General features: G+C 68.2%; 19 protein-coding genes. 17 read left to right on the forward strand and 2 right to left on the reverse strand.

Annotation, left to right across the window (positions count from 1 at the left end):
• Positions 1–14: 14 nt before the first annotated feature.
• From MOM01_RS15160 to MOM01_RS15215, 12 genes are all read left to right on the forward strand, one after another.
• Entirely contained in the window at positions 15–194 is a 180-nt protein-coding gene (locus MOM01_RS15160) for a tautomerase family protein (protein ID WP_241386246.1), read from the forward strand.
• A gap of 109 nt (positions 195–303) precedes the next feature.
• A complete protein-coding gene (locus MOM01_RS15165; RefSeq protein WP_241386247.1) occupies positions 304–1,440 on the forward strand; it encodes an acyl-CoA dehydrogenase family protein in 1,137 nt (378 codons plus the stop codon).
• Positions 1,437–2,717, forward strand: coding sequence for an acyl-CoA dehydrogenase family protein (locus MOM01_RS15170; RefSeq protein ID WP_241386248.1), 1,281 nt, complete (start codon positions 1,437–1,439; stop codon positions 2,715–2,717). The genes MOM01_RS15165 and MOM01_RS15170 overlap by 4 nt, the downstream gene beginning before the upstream one ends.
• Before the next feature lie 80 nt (positions 2,718–2,797).
• Entirely contained in the window at positions 2,798–4,381 is a 1,584-nt protein-coding gene (locus tag MOM01_RS15175) for an anthranilate synthase component I (protein ID WP_241386249.1), read from the forward strand.
• The gene (locus MOM01_RS15180; RefSeq protein WP_241386250.1) at positions 4,378–5,043 is read left to right on the forward strand and encodes a TIGR02234 family membrane protein; all 666 of its coding nucleotides are present in this window, start codon (positions 4,378–4,380) and stop codon (positions 5,041–5,043) included. The genes MOM01_RS15175 and MOM01_RS15180 overlap by 4 nt, the downstream gene beginning before the upstream one ends.
• Positions 5,044–5,134: 91 nt before the next feature.
• Entirely contained in the window at positions 5,135–5,944 is an 810-nt protein-coding gene (trpC, locus tag MOM01_RS15185; RefSeq protein ID WP_241386251.1) for an indole-3-glycerol phosphate synthase TrpC, read from the forward strand.
• Between the two features lie 113 nt (positions 5,945–6,057).
• Positions 6,058–7,320 (forward strand): tryptophan synthase subunit beta, encoded by a 1,263-nt coding sequence (trpB, locus tag MOM01_RS15190; RefSeq protein WP_241386366.1) that lies wholly within the window; start codon positions 6,058–6,060, stop codon positions 7,318–7,320.
• Positions 7,317–8,120, forward strand: coding sequence for a tryptophan synthase subunit alpha (gene trpA / locus MOM01_RS15195; RefSeq protein ID WP_241386252.1), 804 nt, complete (start codon positions 7,317–7,319; stop codon positions 8,118–8,120). The genes trpB and trpA overlap by 4 nt, the downstream gene beginning before the upstream one ends.
• Entirely contained in the window at positions 8,117–9,103 is a 987-nt protein-coding gene (lgt, locus tag MOM01_RS15200; RefSeq protein ID WP_241386253.1) for a prolipoprotein diacylglyceryl transferase, read from the forward strand. Before trpA ends, lgt begins: the two co-directional genes overlap by 4 nt.
• On the forward strand, positions 9,100–9,951 hold the full coding sequence (locus tag MOM01_RS15205) for a TM2 domain-containing protein (protein ID WP_241386254.1): 852 nt from the start codon (positions 9,100–9,102) through the stop codon (positions 9,949–9,951). The genes lgt and MOM01_RS15205 overlap by 4 nt, the downstream gene beginning before the upstream one ends.
• A 91-nt stretch (positions 9,952–10,042) precedes the next feature.
• The gene (pyk, locus tag MOM01_RS15210) at positions 10,043–11,464 is read left to right on the forward strand and encodes a pyruvate kinase (protein ID WP_241386255.1); all 1,422 of its coding nucleotides are present in this window, start codon (positions 10,043–10,045) and stop codon (positions 11,462–11,464) included.
• The gene (locus MOM01_RS15215; protein ID WP_241386256.1) at positions 11,461–12,348 is read left to right on the forward strand and encodes an acyl-CoA thioesterase II; all 888 of its coding nucleotides are present in this window, start codon (positions 11,461–11,463) and stop codon (positions 12,346–12,348) included. Before pyk ends, MOM01_RS15215 begins: the two co-directional genes overlap by 4 nt.
• Here MOM01_RS15215 and MOM01_RS15220 read toward each other — a convergent pair.
• Entirely contained in the window at positions 12,308–12,841 is a 534-nt protein-coding gene (locus tag MOM01_RS15220) for a MarR family winged helix-turn-helix transcriptional regulator (RefSeq protein WP_241386257.1), read from the reverse strand. The two genes, MOM01_RS15215 and MOM01_RS15220, sit on opposite strands and share 41 nt — an antisense overlap.
• The gene (locus tag MOM01_RS15225; RefSeq protein WP_241386258.1) at positions 12,838–13,455 is read right to left on the reverse strand and encodes a DJ-1/PfpI family protein; all 618 of its coding nucleotides are present in this window, start codon (positions 13,453–13,455) and stop codon (positions 12,838–12,840) included. The genes MOM01_RS15220 and MOM01_RS15225 overlap by 4 nt, the downstream gene beginning before the upstream one ends.
• Before the next feature lie 363 nt (positions 13,456–13,818).
• Between MOM01_RS15225 and MOM01_RS15230 the strand changes: the two genes are divergently transcribed.
• The 5 genes from MOM01_RS15230 (at position 13,819) to MOM01_RS15250 (ending at position 18,072) form a co-directional block, all read left to right on the forward strand.
• Positions 13,819–14,847 (forward strand): isopenicillin N synthase family dioxygenase, encoded by a 1,029-nt coding sequence (locus MOM01_RS15230; protein WP_241386259.1) that lies wholly within the window; start codon positions 13,819–13,821, stop codon positions 14,845–14,847.
• Positions 14,848–14,892: 45 nt separating this feature from the next.
• Positions 14,893–15,729: a MetQ/NlpA family ABC transporter substrate-binding protein gene (locus tag MOM01_RS15235; RefSeq protein ID WP_241386260.1), complete on the forward strand. Its 837-nt coding sequence runs from the start codon at positions 14,893–14,895 to the stop codon at positions 15,727–15,729.
• A complete protein-coding gene (locus MOM01_RS15240; protein WP_241386261.1) occupies positions 15,729–16,748 on the forward strand; it encodes a methionine ABC transporter ATP-binding protein in 1,020 nt (339 codons plus the stop codon). Before MOM01_RS15235 ends, MOM01_RS15240 begins: the two co-directional genes overlap by 1 nt.
• A gap of 13 nt (positions 16,749–16,761) precedes the next feature.
• Complete coding sequence (locus tag MOM01_RS15245; RefSeq protein WP_241386262.1) at positions 16,762–17,430, forward strand: methionine ABC transporter permease; 669 nt, start codon at positions 16,762–16,764, stop codon at positions 17,428–17,430.
• A 360-nt stretch (positions 17,431–17,790) separates the two neighbouring features.
• The gene (locus MOM01_RS15250; protein WP_241386263.1) at positions 17,791–18,072 is read left to right on the forward strand and encodes a hypothetical protein; all 282 of its coding nucleotides are present in this window, start codon (positions 17,791–17,793) and stop codon (positions 18,070–18,072) included.
• Positions 18,073–18,096: the final 24 nt, after the last annotated feature.

The raw sequence follows: 18,096 nt of genomic DNA on the forward strand, positions 1-18,096 counted from the left end.
GCGACAATGCCCGCATGCCTCTGATCCAGATCAGCCAGACTCCCGGCCTCACCGACGAACAGAAGTCCGAGGTGATCGCTGCCGTGACGCGTGCCTATGCGGAGGCCGCGGGCCGTAATCCGTCGTCCGTGTGGGTGACGATCACCGAGATCCCCCGGGAGAACTGGGGTGTCGGCGGCACTCCACTGGGCTGAGTCCCCACCGCGTCACCACCACCGGACCGAAGAATACCCTTTCGCATTTTTCGAGAATAGTGTTCTCTGTATTGAGAGCCACATCTCGGCCGCACGCGAAAGGGTATGCATGCTGCTCGATCCGAGTCCCGATCAGGCCTTCCTTCGAGAGACCACCGCGCGCTTCCTCGACGAGCGGATTCCTGTCGAAGAAGTCCGCAGGTTACGAGACGATCCCGCAGGCTTCCGACCCGAATACTGGCGCGCGGGTGCCGAACTCGGATGGACCGGTCTACTCGTGGACGAGGCGCTCGGCGGGGGCTCGCTGAGCGAGTTCGGACTCGTCGACCTCACCTTGCTCGCCTACGAATTCGGCCGGCACGCCGCTCCCGGACCGCTCGGGCCCACCAATGTCGTCGCCGAACTGCTCGGACGTCATCCGGACGGACACCAGGACGCGCTCGACGCGCTGATCGCAGGCACGTCGACCGCGGCCTGGTGCTTCGCGGAGACCAGACCCGGAAGTCGCGCGGCGTCTCCTCCGGTCGAGATCCGGGTGGACGGAGCGGACCTCGTCCTCGACGGCACCGCACGGCCGGTCGAAGCCGCGGTCTCTGCGGATCTGCTCCTCGTCACCGGCCGCACCGGGGACGCGAGGACCAACCTCCTGCTGCCCCGCGACACGCCGGGTGTCCTGGTGACGCCCCTGAACTCCATCGACGTCACGCGCCGGTACGCGACGGTCGAGTTCCGTGAGGTCCGGGTTCCCGCTGCGGCCGCCCTGGGTGGAGTGGCAGAGGGCGCGCGAGACGCCGAACACGCCCTGCGCACCGCTCTCGTCGTCTCCTGTGCAGAGACCGTCGGTGCGCTGCAGGCGGCCTTCGATCTCACACTCGACTGGGCGTTCGACCGCTACGCCTTCGGCCGGCCCCTGGCGTCCTATCAGGAGATCAAGCACCGCTTCGCCGACATGAAGTCGTGGCTCGAGGGCGCGCACGCCATCGCCGACCGCGCTGCCGAGGCAGTGGCCCGCGACAGCGCCGACGCTGCCGAACTCGTCTCGGCCGCGAAAGCGTTCGTCGGAGATTACGGCGGGGAACTGATCCAGGACTGCGTGCAGATCCACGGCGGGATCGGTGTGACCTACGAACACGACCTGCACCTGTTCGCCCGCCGCGCCGCTGCCGGCCGTGCGAATCACGGAACGCCGGCCGAGCATCGGTCGCGGCTCGCCGGCATCGTCGAACTCCAGGAGGCCACCCGATGACGGTCGCAGCATCCCCCGAGCGGGACATCGAGTCCGTGGAGGAATTCCGGCTCCGGGCCCGCGCATGGATCCACTCCACACTCGAACGCTCCGATCCCGCCGTCGGCGTCGGGGTACTGCGCGCAGAAGCCTCCGACGAGGAGGAACTCGCCGCCGTGCAGCGGGAACGCGACATCCAGCGCGCGATGTTCGACGCCGGTCTCGCGGGCATCCGTATCCCCACCGAGTACGGGGGCCGGGGCCTGACGCGCGCCCACCAGCGGGCGCTCGACGAGGAACTCGCCGGCTACGAATATCCCTCCCGGTTGCAGGTGCCCACCTTCGTGCCGTGCGCAGCGGTGCTGCTCGAATTCGGTACCGAGGAGCAGAAGCGCGCACACATCCCGGCCATTCTCCGCGGCGAGGAATTGTGGATGCAGATGCTGTCCGAACCGAGCGGAGGTTCCGATGTCGCCGGGGCGGTGACCACAGCCGTGCGGGACGGGGACGACTGGATCCTCAACGGATCGAAGATCTGGACGACCGGAGCGTGGTGGTCCGACTGGGCGTTGTGCCTGGCCCGCACCAACTGGGACGTGCCGAAGAATCGGGGACTGACGGTCTTCATGGTTCCGTTGCGGCAGGTGGGTGTCGAAGTGCACCGCATCGAGATGCTCAGCGGCTCGAAGGAGTTCTGCCAGGAATTCCTCACCGAGGTGCGGATCCCCGACTCCTACCGGATCGGCGAGGTCGACGACGGCTGGACCGTGGGTACGCGCTGGATGTTCCACGAGCGCATGTATCTGAATTCGCCGTACACGACCATTCCCGCGGGAACGGCCCGCGGCGGATCCCGTATGCCCGAACTGTTCGCGGTCGCACGCGACGCGGGCAGGCTCGACGATCCCGTCGCCCGCGACCTGCTGGGTGAAGCGCGGATGCTCGAGCTCGTCAAGAACGCTGTGGGAGAGCGTATCTCGTCCGGAATCGCTGCGCGCACCCTGTCGGATCAGACAGCCGGTATCGCGCGGCTGATGTCCGGGATCGTCGAGAGCCGGCTGGTCACCATCGCCTACGAGTTCACCGACGCCAACGGGGCCGCCTGGGACGACGCCGACGGCGCGGTCGCCGAGCGTGGTGTCGACCAGTTGATGCGTCAGGTGTGGTGTATCGCCGGAGGCACGACGGAGATGGCGCGCAACGCCATCAGCGAGCGCGTCCTGGGCATGCCCCGTGAATACGGTCACGACCCCGGCACCCCGTTTCGGGACGTACCGAGGAGTCGCCCTGCCCGGTGACAGGGCCGATGAGAGGCAGGTGCGCTCACGCACCCGACCGCGCCTGCATCGTCGGCCACGCCCCCTGGGATGATGGGTGCATGTCCGGCGAGCCCACCACCATTCCCGCAGCCACCACCGATTCCTCGGGTGGCGACAGGCCCGATTCGACAACCACCCGCGAGCAGTTCCGTCAGCTCGCGGCCGAGCACCGTGTGGTTCCCGTGACCCGCAAGGTGCTCGCCGACGCCGAGACCCCGCTGTCGGCCTATCGCAAGCTCGCGGCCGACCGGCCGGGAACATTCCTGCTCGAGTCGGCCGAGAACGGCCGGTCGTGGTCGCGGTGGTCGTTCATCGGCGCCGGAAGCCCGGCGGCGCTGACCGTCACCGACGGCGACGCCACCTGGTACGGGCACGTCCCCGCCGGGGCTCCTACCGGCGGCAATCCCCTCGAGGTGCTCGACGAGACACTGCGGTTGCTCCACACCGACCGCATCCACGGTTTGCCTCCGCTCACCAGCGGAATGGTGGGTTATCTCGGCTACGACGTCGTCCGGTATCTCGAGAAGCTGCCGACGCTCGCCGAGGACGACCTGCGCATCCCCGAGATGGTGATGCTGCTCGCCACCGACCTCGCGGCCGTCGACCACCACGAGGGCATGATCTGGCTCATCGCCAACGCCGTGAACTGGGACGGCTCCGACGAGCGTGTCGACGAGGCCTACGACGACGCCGTCGCCCGGCTCGACCGCATGACCGAGGCTCTCGCCGCGCCGGCGCCCGCCACCGTCGCGACCTTCGCCCGTCCCGAGCCCGACTACCGCCGCCAGCGCACCACCGAGTCCTTCTGCACCGACGTCCGCAAGCTCATCGGTGACATCGAAGCGGGTGAGGCCTTCCAGGTGGTGCTCTCGCAGCGATTCGAGATCGACTGCCCCGCAGCACCGATCGACGTCTACCGGATGCTGCGCGCCTCCAACCCCAGCCCGTACATGTTCCTGCTCCACATCCCGGGCCCCGAGGGGGAGACCGCCTTCTCGATCGTCGGATCGAGCCCCGAGGCACTCGTGACGGTCTCCGACGGGGTGGCCACCACCCATCCCATCGCCGGCACCCGCTGGCGCGGCGCGGACGAGGAAGAGGATCTCCTGCTCGAGAAGGACCTCGTCCACGACGAGAAGGAGAACGCCGAGCATCTGATGCTCGTCGACCTCGGCCGCAACGACCTCGGCAGGGTGTGCGCGCCCGGCACGGTGGAGGTGCACGACTACCGCCACATCGAGCGCTACAGCCACGTGATGCACCTCGTCTCGACCGTCACCGGCCGCCTGGCCGACGGCAAGCACGCCCTCGATGCCGTCACGGCGTGTTTCCCCGCCGGAACCCTGTCCGGGGCGCCCAAGGTGCGGGCGATGGAACTGATCGAGGAACTCGAACCCACCCGACGTGGCATCTACGGCGGCATCGTCGGCTATCTCGACTTCGCCGGCGACGCCGACACCGCCATCGCGATCCGTTCGGCCCTCGTCAAGGACGGCGTCGCCTACGTCCAGGCAGGAGCGGGTATCGTCGCCGACTCCGATCCGGAGGCCGAGGACACCGAAGCCCGCAACAAGGCGATGTCCGCCCTCGCGGCCGTCGCCGCGGCATCCACGCTCACCACCTACGGCGGTGACGCGCGGTGACCGGCGAGACACAGCAGGCCGCCGGGTCCGGCGGACGGCGGCGCCGGCCGACCGTGATCGCCGCCCTGCTGCTCGCGCTCGGCGCGGCCTTGCTGTGGGGATCGAGCCGCATGACCTGGGTCACCGCGGTCTCATCCGACGGTCTCGGTCTCGACCGGGTCGACGATCTCGAAGGCGGTCGCTGGGCTGCGGCCCTGACCCCGCTCGCTCTCGTACTGATCGCCGCCGTCGCGGCGGTCTTCGCCGTGCGCGGACTCGCGCTGCGCCTCGTTTCGCTCGTCGTGGCGGCGGTCGCCGTCGCGGTAGCGGTCCCGGCCGTGAACCTGCTGGCGGGCGGCGCCGATCCGGACGTCGCGGCCGGTGTCGCCGAGCTCCCGGACAGGGCGAGCGTCACTGCGGTCGACGTGCACCCGCTCCCGGCCGTCCTCGTGCTCGTCGGTGCGGTCGTGGTGCTCGCCGCGGCGGTGACGCTCTGGCGCACGCCACGCGAGCAGGCGGGATTGTCGTCGAAGTACGACGCTCCGGCAGCGCGCCGGGAAGCGGCGACCCGCCGTGCGGAGAACGACGAACCCCTGTCCGAACGCGGTCTGTGGGATGCGCTGGACGCGGGCGAGGACCCCACCGACGACGACGGCAAGGGTGATTCCGGCACCCGGCGGTGACCGCTGTAAACCAGTTCACTACTCTCTAAGTCAGATCCGATGAGCTTGATCACATCGGGATTGAGCAGGGTGGGAAAGGACTCGAGCCACGATGACAGTTCTCGATTCGATTCTCGACGGAGTACGAGCCGACGTCGCCGCCCGCGAGGCGGTCCTCGATCTCGCCTCCGTCAAGGCTGCCGCTGCGAGTGCGCCCCCACCGATCGATGCCAAGGCCGCGCTGCGTGAGCCGGGCATCGCGGTCATCGCGGAGGTCAAGCGTGCCAGCCCGTCGAAGGGTGCGCTCGCCGACATCGCCGATCCCGCCGAGCTCGCGGCCGCCTACGAGTCCGGCGGCGCCCGGGCCATCAGCGTGCTCACCGAGGAACGCCGATTCAACGGAAGTCTCGCCGATCTGGACGCGGTGCGACGCGCCGTCCGGATCCCCGTGTTGCGCAAGGACTTCATCGTCGGGCCCTATCAGATCCACGAGGCCCGCGCGCACGGTGCGGATCTCGTCCTGCTCATCGTGGCCGCGCTCGAGCAGACTGTGCTGACCGCCCTGATCGACAGGGTCGAGTCGCTGGGGATGACAGCTCTGGTCGAAGCCCACACCGAGGAGGAGGCGGACCGTGCCCTCGAGGCGGGCGCGACCGTCATCGGGATCAACGCCCGCAACCTCAAGACCCTCGAGGTCGACAAGACGACGTTCTCCCGCATCGCGCCCGGACTGCCCAGCAACGTGCTCAAGATCGCCGAGTCCGGTGTCCGGGGTCCGGCGGACCTGCTCGCATACGCGGGAGCGGGTGCCGACGCCGTGCTCGTGGGCGAAGGCCTGGTGACCAGTGGGGATCCGCGTCAGGCCGTCGCCGAACTGGTGACGGTGGGCACGCATCCGTCGTGCCCGAAGCCGGCCCGCTGACCCGTCCGCGAGGGTTCGGACCCGGCGGTGATCCATCCCACCGGGTGGGGCAGACTGGACGGGTGACTGCAGACGATTCCGTACTTTCCGCCAAGGGCCGCGGTCTTCCCTCGATGAGTGAAGCCCTGGTCGCTCCGACCGCACACGAACCCGACGTACGCGGCCATTTCGGGGTCTTCGGCGGACGGTACGTACCCGAGGCGCTCATGGCGGTGATCGAGGAGGTCACGGCGGCCTACGAGAAGGAACGCGTCGACCCGGGCTTCCTCGCCGAACTCGACCGCTTGCAGCGCGACTACACGGGTCGTCCGTCGCCGGTCTACGAGGCGACACGGCTCGGTGAGCACGCGGGGGGCGCACGGATCTTCCTCAAGCGGGAAGATCTCAACCACACCGGCTCTCACAAGATCAACAACGTGCTCGGGCAGGTGCTGCTCGCCAAGCGCATGGGCAAGAAGCGCGTGATCGCGGAGACGGGCGCCGGCCAGCACGGTGTCGCCACCGCCACCGCGTGCGCCCTGTTCGGCCTCGAATGCCGCGTGTACATGGGCGAGGTCGACATGGATCGGCAGGCACTCAACGTCGCCCGGATGCGTCTGCTCGGTGCGGAGGTCGTCGCGGCGCGGACCGGTTCGCGAACCCTCAAGGACGCGATCAACGAGGCGATGCGCGACTGGGTCACCAACGCCGACACCACCTACTACTGCTTCGGTACCGCGGCGGGCCCGCATCCCTTCCCGGCCATGGTCCGCGACTTCCAGCGCATCATCGGACTCGAAGCGCGCGCTCAGGTCCGGGCACTGACCGGCCGCCTGCCCGACGCCGTCGTCGCGTGCGTGGGCGGAGGGTCCAACGCGATCGGCATCTTCCATCCGTTCATCGACGACCCCTCCGTCAAGCTCGTCGGATGCGAGGCCGGGGGAGACGGTGTCGAAACGGGGCGGCACGCCGCCACCATCGGCGGGGGAACCCACGGCGCGCTGCACGGCGCCTTCTCGTATCTGTTGCAGAACGAGGACGGGCAGACCATCGAATCGCATTCGATCTCGGCCGGTCTCGACTATCCCGGTGTCGGACCCGAACACGCCTGGCTCGCCGATACCGGCCGCGCCGAATACCGTGCCGTCACCGACAGCGAGGCCATGGATGCCTTCGCCCTGCTGTGTCGCACCGAGGGGATCATCCCCGCGATCGAATCGGCGCACGCGGTCGCCGGGGCCGTGAAACTCGGCCCCGAACTCGGTGAGGGCGCCATCGTCCTCGTCAGCCTCTCCGGGCGCGGAGACAAGGACGTCGACACTGCGGCGAAGTGGTTCGGTTACCTGCCGGCCGACGAGTCCGCCGACAAGACCGGTACCGAAGGAGCAGCCCAGTGAGCGCCCCGCACGAACGCCTGACGCAGATCTTCGAGACCTGCCGCGCCGAGAACCGCGCCGCACTCGTGGGTTACCTGCCGGTCGGTTATCCGACCGTCGAGCGCTCTATCGAAGCCATGACGACGCTCGTCGAGGGCGGCTGCGACCTCGTCGAGGTCGGTATCCCGTACAGCGACCCCGTCATGGACGGCACGACCATCCAGGACGCGGCGTTCGAGGCGATCGCCAACGGTGTCCGGGTGCGCGACGTGTTCCCCGCCGTCGAAGCGATCACCGCGGCAGGTGGCGCTGCGGTCGTGATGACCTACTGGAATCTCGTGCTCAAGTACGGCGTGGAGAACTTCGCGCGCGACCTCGCTGCTGCCGGGGGACTCGGCATCATCACGCCGGATCTCATCCCGGACGAGGCGGACGAGTGGAACGCGGCTGCGGAGCAGTACGGTCTGGGCAAGATCTTCCTGGTCGCGCCGTCGTCGACCAACGAACGCCTCGCGACCACCCTCGAGCAGTGCCGGGGCTTCGTCTACGCGACCTCCACCATGGGGGTCACCGGCGCACGCGATTCCGTCGACAACCGGGCGCCGGAGATCGTCGCGCGTGTGCGCACGCACTCGAACATCCCGGTCGGTGTCGGACTCGGCGTCCGCAACGGGGCGCAGGCAGCGGAGATCGCGGGTTACGCCGACGGGGTGATCGTGGGTTCGGCGCTGGTCAGTGCCCTCGCCGAGGGCCGCGACGCGCTGCTCGCCCTGACGCAGGATCTCGCGAAGGGTGTTCGCTCCGCTAACGTGCACTCGTGACCTCCACTGCGTCTGTTCTGGCTTATCTTCCGAGTCCGCCGCAGGGCGTCTGGTATCTGGGGCCGTTCGCCCTCCGTGCCTACGCCCTGTGCATCATCGTCGGGATCGTCGTGGCGATCTGGTGGGGGGACCGCCGCTGGGTCGCCCGAGGCGGACAGCCGGGCACCGTCCTCGACATCGCCGTGTGGGCGGTGCCTTTCGGCCTGATCGGTGGGCGCCTCTACCACGTCGCCACCGACTGGCAGAAATACTTCGGGGAGGGAGCGGATCCCGTCGACGCCCTCAAGATCTGGGAGGGTGGTCTCGGCATCTGGGGAGCCGTCGCACTCGGTGCGGTGGGCGCATGGATCGGTTGTCGTCGTCGCGGGATCCCGCTTCCGGCCTTCGGGGACGCGCTGGCTCCGGCGATCCTGCTGGCCCAGGCCATCGGGCGGCTCGGAAACTGGTTCAACCAGGAACTCTACGGTCGCGAGACCACCCTCCCGTGGGGACTCGAGATCTACGAGCGGCGCAACGACGCGGGGCAGGTCGCGCCCGGGCTCGTGGACGGTGTGTCCACCGGTGAGGTGGCCTTCGTGGTGCACCCGACCTTCCTCTACGAGTTGCTGTGGAATCTCGGTGTCGTGGTGCTGCTGGTTCTCGTCGATCGGAAGTTCGCTATCGGCCACGGGCGGCTGTTCGCTCTCTACGTCGCCGGATACTGCGCAGGACGGTTCTGGATCGAACTCATGCGCACGGACGCGGCCACCGAGATCGCCGGTCTCCGGATCAACACGTTCACCTCGGCGATCGTGTTCGTACTCGCGGTCGCGTACATCGTTCTCGCGCCCAAGGGGCGGGAGGAGCCGGCGACCTTGAACCCCGCGTCCACGGAGACCGCGCCGGTCACCGGGACGCGCGCTGCCGACACCACCGGGACGTCACCGTCCGCCGGTAGAGTCGACGACGCGACGTCCGGAGAGAGCAAGGGGGACAATTCGTGACCACACAGGAGCCGGGAGCCTCGGAAACGCCCGATTCGGAGTCCGCCAAGCCGGACTTCACGAAGCGTGACGAGTCCGCATCCCGGCCGGACACCGCGGATCAGGCGCCGGATCGAAGCCACACTCCGCCCCCCGATCTAGGGCGTGCCTTCGACTACGACGCCACTGCGCAGGCATCGCTCTCGGCGCAGCCCCCCACCGTCGAGTCCCTCGGCGGCGCTGCCGGGACGCCGGGCCCCGGATGGGACACCTATTCGGGTGTGGGCAACGGGCCGGGCTGGGGCACCACGCCCAGTTACCCGCCGCCGCCCGAGCACCAGTCGGACTATCCGCCCCCGGGCGACTATCCCTACGGCGACCACGCGGGCCGGCAGGACGGAGGACCTGGGCCGGTCTACGGGGCGCCCGATCCGCACTATCCGATCGGCTCCCCGCCGCAGAATTCCTCGCAGTCCGCCGGGCCGACTCCGGCGACGTCCTCCTACGGTCCTCCGCCGTACGGCGGCTCGGGATACGGGCCGCCGCCCGGATACGGGGCGCCTGCCGTCCCCGGCTACGCCGGTCAGCCGAATCCCTACGGACGGGATCTCGAGGCGCCGTACGGCCGTGATCCCTACACGGGCGCACCCTATTCGGACAAGAGCAAGGTCACGGCGGGTGTCCTGGGAATCCTCCTCGGTGGCTTCGGTGCCGGGCGCTTCTATCTCGACCAGCCCGGTGTGGCGGTCGCACAGATCGCGGTCACCTGGCTCACCTGTGGGATCGGTGGCATCTGGCCGTTGGTCGACGGCATTCTCATGCTCACCGGCAAGGTGCAGGACAAGAACGGGCGCCCGCTTCGCCCGTGATGCCGCGGTACTTCCGTTTCCGCGATGCCCCGGCGACACGCGCCGGGGTGCTGAGATGGAGGGGGCGGGCGACGGGGACTAGGCTCGAACCGTGACCCGACGCACCAAGATCGTTTGCACTATGGGGCCGGCCACCGCCGACCCCGATGTCCTGAGGAAACTCGTCGACGCCGGAATGGACGTCGCCCGCCTGAACTTCAGTCACGGAGAGCACGCCGACCACGAGGGCCACTACAACCGTGTCCGCGCCGCATCGGAGGACTCCGGCCACGCGGTCGGCATCCTCGCCGATCTGCAAGGCCCGAAGATCCGCCTGGGCCGTTTTGCCGAGGGCCGCACGGTGTGGGAGAACGGGGAGGTCGTCCGCATCACCGTCGACGACGTCGTCGGCCACCACGACCGTGTCTCGACCACCTACAAGGAACTCGCTCAGGACGCCGTCGCAGGCGACCGTCTGCTCGTAGACGACGGCAAGGTCGGGCTGGTCGTCGAGTCGGTCGAGGGCAACGACGTCGTCTGCCGGGTCACCGAGGGTGGACCGGTCAGCAACAACAAGGGCGTCTCCCTGCCGGGAATGAACGTCTCCGTTCCGGCTATGTCGGAGAAGGACATCGAGGACCTCGAGTTCGCGCTGCGCCTCGGTGTCGACTTCATCGCGCTGTCGTTCGTACGGTCCCCCGCGGACGTCGAACTCGTTCACGAGGTGATGGACCGCGTCGGCCGGCGTGTCCCGGTGATCGCCAAACTCGAGAAGCCCGAGGCCGTCGAGAACCTCGAAGCGGTGGTCCTCGCGTTCGATGCGGTGATGGTGGCACGCGGTGACCTCGGCGTCGAGCTTCCCCTCGAGGAAGTGCCGCTGGTGCAGAAGCGCGCGATCCAGATCGCCCGCGAGAACGCCAAGCCCGTCATCGTCGCGACGCAGATGCTCGAATCGATGATCGAGAACTCGCGCCCGACCCGGGCCGAGGCCTCCGATGTGGCCAACGCGGTGCTCGACGGTACCGATGCCGTGATGCTCTCGGGGGAGACCTCCGTCGGCAAGTTCCCGGTCGAAACGGTCCGCACGATGGCGCGCATCATCACCGCGGTCGAATCCGATTCGACGGAAGTGCCTGCGCTGACGCATGTTCCGCGTACCAAGCGCGGTGTCATCTCCTATGCCGCCCGCGACATCGGTGAGCGTCTCGACGCGAAGGCGCTCGTGGCCTTCACCCAGACCGGCGACACCGTGCGCCGTCTCGCGCGTCTGCACACGCCGCTGCCCTTGCTCGCTTTCACGCCCGTCCCGCACATCCGCAACCAGCTGGCGCTCACCTGGGGGACCGAGACGTTCTCGGTCGAGCCGGTGGACACCACCGATCAGATGGTCGAGCAGGTCGACGCCGCGCTGCTGTCCCTGGGGCGCTACCAGCGTGGCGACCTCGTGGTGATCGTCGCCGGAGCGCCCCCGGGGCGTTCGGGGTCGACCAACCTCATCCACGTTCATCGTCTGGGTGAGAAAGACAGTCGGTGACGCACGCCGACACGACCGATCTCGATGTTCTCCTCGATCTGCTGGATCTGCAGCAGATCGGGGAGAACGTCTTCCGCGGCGAGCACCCGGCGCAGGTCGGCAGCCGGACCTTCGGTGGGCAGCTCGTCGCTCAGGCGCTCGTCGCTGCAGGTCGCACTGTGGGTGATCGTCCCGTGCACGCGCTCAACGCCCACTTCATCCGGGGCGGTGATGTCAAGCGGCCCATCGACTATCACGTCGTCACCCACCGCGACGGCCGCGATTTTGCGAACCGGATGGTCACCGCCTGCCAGGACGGGCAGGAACTGTTCGTCATGCTCACCGCATTCCAGCGGTGGGGCCGGGGCCTCGAGCATTCGGTGACCGTCCCCGACGTCCCGCTGCCCGATGCGCTGCCGCCGATCGGGGAGCGGCTGCGCGGCTTCGAGGAACAACTGCCGCATTTCGTCGGAGCGCTCAAACCGATCGACATGCGGTATGCCAACGACCCGGCCTGGATCCTCCGCGGGACCGGTGAGAAGCTCGGCCACAACCGGGTCTGGATGCGCGCGGACGGGCAACTCCCGGGCGACGACCCGCTTCTCCACGTCGCCACGCTGGCCTACGCGTCGGACACGACCGTGCTCGATTCGATCCTCACCACCCACGGTTTGTCGTGGGGACTCGATCGGATCGTCGCCGCGACCGTCAACCACTCGATCTGGTTCCACCGCCCACTCCGCTTCGACGAGTGGCATCTGTACGCCACGGAGTCGCCGGTGGCGGCCGGTTCGCGCGGGATGGCCACCGGGCGCTACTTCACCATCGAGGGTGAACTCGTGGCCACGGTGGTCCAGGAAGGGCTCATCCGTCATTTCCCTCCGCGCCGCCCGGCGGGGGACTGACCGCAGGTCGTGCACTGCGCGCTTCGTCCGATGCGGGGGAACGTTCGGCCAGTCGATCGAGTGCGGCGGACAGGGCGCGCATCCCTTCCACGACGGTTCCGAGTTCCTCGAGACCGGTCTCCTCGCGAAGCCCTCGCGCGGCGACGGCATGCGCCGGGGCGATGGCACGGATCGCCTCGCGACCGGCGGGCGTCATCGCGACGAGCTTGGCGCGCCGGTGCGCGGGATTGGGTCGGTACTCCGCGAGACCCCTGTCGACCAGAAGATCGGCGACGCGCTGCACGCTCTGCCGGGTGATGCCCATCTCGCGTGCGATGGTGGAGACCGGCAGGGGAGTGGGTGAGAGTGCACCGAGGACCTGCCACCAGGTGGCGGTCAGGCCGACGGGACGCGCCAGTGTCTCGGCAAGTGCGAGGAACTGCCCGTTGAGACGGAAGACGGTCACTGCTGCCGCGCTGAGCAGTTCGACCTCGGTGTCGTTTCTCTCCGTCACGACCCGGACGTCATGAGGTCGTGGTAACCGCGGGGGTCGTGGTCCCCGTACAGGGCGTACCAGGCGGCCAGAGTGCGCGGTTCGTAGAGGTCGAGCCGTTCGAAGATCGCGCGGGCGAAGTCCACCGGGGTGATCCCGCTGGCGGTGATCAGATCGCCGTCCGTGACCGCGGGCTCGTCCCGATACAGGTGGCTGCCCCCGTATCCGACGGCCTGCAGGAATTCGGCGGCATTGCTCGTGTGTGACCGATCGTCGAGCATTCCTGCAGCGGCGAGCGCGCCGGTGGCACCGCACGTTGCGGCTACGGGGACACCGGAGTCGAGGAACTGCCGGGCCTTGTCGACGAAGGGGGCAAAGGCTTCCGTGGGCCAGATGTCGTTGCCGGCGAGGATCAATATCGCGCTGTCGGCCGGGTCCACTTCCTCGAGGTGCATGTCCGGCACGATCCGGAGTCCGCCCATCGTCGTGACCGGCTCCCGTGAGGCTCCGACCGTGCGGATGCGGTACCGCCCGGGCTGCCGCTGCCATGCGGGATTCGATATCGCGGTGGTGACGTATCCGATCTCCCAGTCCGCCAGGCTGTCGTATACGGCGACGTGAACTGTTTCAGTCATGACAACATGCTGTCAAAATGACAGGACGGTGTCAATGCACCGTCGCCGAGAGGTACGGGTGATTTGCCCGCTGGTCGCAGAGGCGATTAGCCTCGATCGGGACCACCTTGCGGTGTCACTGTCGTCGAAGGCCGCATCGGGCCTCATCGGAGGAGAACATGGGCAACACCCCCACGCAGACTGTGAGCACACGCGCTCGTCGCGCCGTGGCTCCTGCGTGTTGTCGTTGCCGCTGATCGTCCCCGCCCAGGGGCGGCACGCCCCCGTGCTTCCGAGGTTCCCCGGAACCCGCCGGGACCGAGAGTCCGGCGCAGGCCCGGCCCTCGGAGTACGTGCATCCGATGTGGTTTCGAAAGGCTCATCATGTCCGATTCGGCGGCATTGCCCGTCATCGATCTGTCCGACCTCGACGGCGACCGGGCCACCCGCGCTGCGCTGCTCGATCGTCTCCGGACGGCCACCCACGAGATCGGCTTCTTCCATCTCGCCGGTCACGGGATCGACCCTGCGCTCGCAGACGAACTCGTCGCCACGGCCCGCGCGTTCTTCGCCCTCCCCGAGGCGGAGAAGCTCGCAATCGAGAACGTCCGCTCGCCCCACTTCCGGGGTTACACGCGCGTCGGAGGCGAACGTACCCAGGGATATGTCGACTGGCGCGAACAGCTCGACATCGGTCCGGAACGCGAGGCCGTCACCGAGCTCGACCCCGAGCGTCCCTGGGAGGTGCTGCACGGTCCCAATCTGTGGCCGGCAGGCATTCCGCAGCTACGGGAGTCGGCGCTGCGCTGGATCGACGAGGTCGGCGAGGTCGGCCGCCGACTCCTCGGCGCCTGGGCCGAATCGCTCGGCGCCCCGGCCGACCACTTCGACGAGGCGTTCGCCGATCCCGACCCTCTTCTGAAGATCGCGCGGTATCCCGGGCACGACCGGTCGATCACCGATCAGGGCGTCGGCAGCCACAAGGATGTCGGAGCGCTGACGCTGCTGTATCCCGAACCGGGCAGCACCGGCTTCCAGGTCGAACGCGAGGGCCGATGGGTCGAGATCGAACCCCTCCCAGGACATTTCATCGTCAACATCGGTGAGCTCCTCGAGGTGGCCACCGGGGGCTACCTGCAGGCGACAGTCCACCGGGTGCTGCCCCCGCCCGCCGGCACCGACCGGGTGTCGTTGCCGTTCTTCCTCAATCCCGGTCTCGACAAGGCACTTCCGCCGGTGGACCTGCCCGCGGACCTCGCAGCTGCCGCACGCGGCGTCGGGCCCGACGAGCACGGCGGAAGACTGCACGCGGTCTACGGACTCAACGCGCTCAAGTCCCGTCTGCGGGCACACCCGAACGTGGCGGAGCGTTTCCACGGCGATCTCCTCCGTCGCCTCGCCGCCTCCCGATAATCGATTCTGTCCGTCCCGTACCCCCCAACGGAAGGTAACCACCTGATGTCCCTGCGTCGTATCATCGTCGCGTCCGCCGCTCTCACCCTCGCCGCGGGCCTCGCGGCCTGCTCGTCGTCCGAGAGCGACGGCACGACCCTCCGGATCTCCGCGTCGTCGACCCCGCACGTCGAGATCCTCGATCAGATCGTGAACACCGGAGCGCTCGGCGACTACCGGCTCGACATCGTCGAGATCACCGGCGAGGTCGATCCCAACGAGCTGCTCGAGGCCGGTGACGTCGACGCGAACTTCTTCCAGCACGAGCCGTACCTGACGGACTGGCAGAAGCAGAAGGGTGTGGACGATCTCGTACAGGTCGCCGACGTGCACCTCGAGCCCATCGGCCTCTACTCGAACAAGATCACCTCGCTCGACGAGCTGAAGGACGGCGACACCGTCGCCGTGCCGCGCGACACCACCAACTACGCTCGTGCGCTGTACCTGCTCGAATCCGCAGGTCTGCTCGAGATGGACGTGCCCTTCGAGGAGGCCGACCTGTCGGTGGTCACCGAATCGAACATCACCGCCAATCCGAAGAATCTGAACCTCGTCGGCATCGAGCGCCCCCAGCTCGCCCGCCAGCTCGACGACGCGCAGATCACCGCCGCCGTCATCAACTCGAACTACGCGCTCGAAGCCGGCCTGAATCCCTCCGAGGACGCCATCCTCACCGAAGAGGTCGAGGGCAATCCCTTCTCCAACCTGCTGGTCGTGCGGGCCGAGAACGAAAACGACCCGGTCGTCACCGCCCTGGCGGAGGCCCTCGAATCGCCCGAGACCGCTGCCTGGATCGACGAGACCTACTCGGGTGCGGTGCTGCCCGTCCACCCGACGAACTGATGATCGTCGTCGAGAACCTCGTCAAGACCTTCCCCGGAGCCGGGCGTTCCGGGGAGGTCGCGGCGCTGCGCGGGGTGTCACTGCAGATCCCCGACGGGGAGATCTACGGCATCGTGGGACCGTCGGGATCCGGCAAGTCCACCCTGCTGCGTTGCCTGAACCTGCTCGAACGCCCCACCTCGGGACGGATCCTGCTCGGCAAGGACGATCTGTCGACCCTGTCCGGGGCGCAGCTGCGATCGGCCCGTCGCCGGATCGGAACGGTCTTCCAGCAGTTCAATCTGCTGCATTCGCGCACCGTGATCCGGAATGTGGAGTTCCCGCTCGAGGTGGCCGGGGTGAGCAAGGAGCAGCGCCGGAAACGAGCCCTGGAACTGCTCGATCTCGTCGGCCTGGCGGGCAAGGGCGAGAGTTATCCGTCGCAACTGTCCGGCGGCCAGCAGCAGCGTGTGGGGATCGCCCGTGCGCTCGCGGCCGAACCCGAGGTGCTCCTGTGCGACGAGGCGACGAGCGCCCTGGATCCGGACACCACCGACCAGGTCCTCGATCTCGTCGCCGAGGTGAACCGGCGGCTCGGCGTCACGGTCGTGGTCATCACCCACGAGCTCGGGGTGCTGCGCCGGATCTGCACCTCGGCCGCGCGACTCGATGCGGGCCGGGTCGTCGAGACCGGCCGGATCGTCGATCTCGTGGCCGACCCGCGGTCCGCGCTCGGGGCTGCGCTCGTCCCTGTCGGAAGCGATCCGTCGGTCGGCTCGAGCACCGACACCGCGCTGGTCACCGCCATCGGTGACGCCGCGCACGGGCCGTGGCTCGCGGAGATGATCCGTGCGCTCGACGCCGACGTGGCCGTCGTCGGGGGCCGGGTCGAGCAGGTCGGCAGCGTGACCGTGGGCCGCATGAGGCTGCGATTCACGGCGGGCACGAACCGGGCGCGTATCGAAGGATTCGTGGCGGAACGTCCGTACCTGAGCCTGGCGTGGGGGACGGAAGCCGAACTGGAGGGACTCACGGAATGAGGGTGCAGGCGCGATGAACAAGCTGCAGTGGTACGACGCCCTGCCCGAGGTGTGGGAAGCGACCCTCGAGACGCTCTACATGGTCGCGGTGTCGTTCGTGCTGACGGTCGTCGGTGGTGTGCTGGTCGGGATCGTGTTGCAGTTGACGTCCCCGTCCGGGCTGTGGCCCCGCAGGACGCTCAACACCGTCCTCGGGGTGGTCGTCAACCTGTTCCGGTCCCTGCCCTTCCTCATCCTGCTGATCGCGCTGATCGGGTTCACCCGATTCGTCGTGGGCACCGCGATCGGCCCGACCGCGGCGATCGTGCCGCTCACCATCGGTGCCATTCCGTTCTTCGGCCGCATCGTCGAATCCGCATTGCGGGAGGTCCCGCGCGGCAGGGTCGAGGCAGCGCAGGCGATGGGCGCCACCAACGGGCAGATTGTTCGCAAGGTGCTGCTCCCGGAGGCCCTGTCGCCGCTGGTGGCCGGTGCCACCCTCACGCTCGTGCTGCTGGTGGGGTACTCGGCGATGGCCGGGGTCATCGGCGGCGGGGGGCTCGGTGACTTCGCGATCGTGTACGGCTACCAGCGTTTCAACACTCCGGTCCTACTCGTGGCGGTCGTCGTGCTCATCGTCATGGTGCAGATCATGCAGTCGATCGGCGATCTGATGATCCGGAGACTCGCGCACCGGCGGTGACGACCCGCACAGGGCCGGTGCGCTCCGCGGTGGCAGAGGATGCGGTCACCTCTCGGCGGAGATCCGATCTCGGTGCTTCTCGTGGCATGCCGGATCGAGACGCGACCGGCTTCATCTCGATGTCGTCTACCTGCCCGTTTCGGGTGCCGCGATAATTTGGTGACCATCCACAATCCGATCGCGAGACCGATGTCACACTTGATAGTATTCTGTTATCGAATCCGCTCACGGCCGAGCGGGATCAGGGGAACAGACGCAATCGACCTCTCCGGAGGTTCGCTCGTCACCGACGATCCACGGTGGTGAGCCGAGTGTGGGGGACACGGGATGCGCTGTTCCGGGGAGGGAACGGAGAAGTTTATGGCCGCATCACGATACGAGACCTTCGAACTCGCGCCACGCTCCACCCGGCGGATACTCGCGATACTCGCTCTTGCGGGAATGCTCACGATCGGTTTCGTAGCCGCCGTGTTCACCGCGTCGTATCTCATCGGCGCCGCATTCGCGGCGCTGACCGGCACGTGCATCGTGCTGGCGCACCTGATGATCGCGCCCGCATCGATCATCCACGGCGACTCGGCGGAGACCGGCACGGCTCCCGAGGTCCGGAGACGACGACACCTTCTCGATAGTCGATCCTGATTCCGGGTCCGCTCGGCTAGCATC

Source organism: Rhodococcus sp. CH91 (assembly GCF_022554085.1).
Lineage (GTDB): Bacteria > Actinomycetota > Actinomycetes > Mycobacteriales > Mycobacteriaceae > Rhodococcus.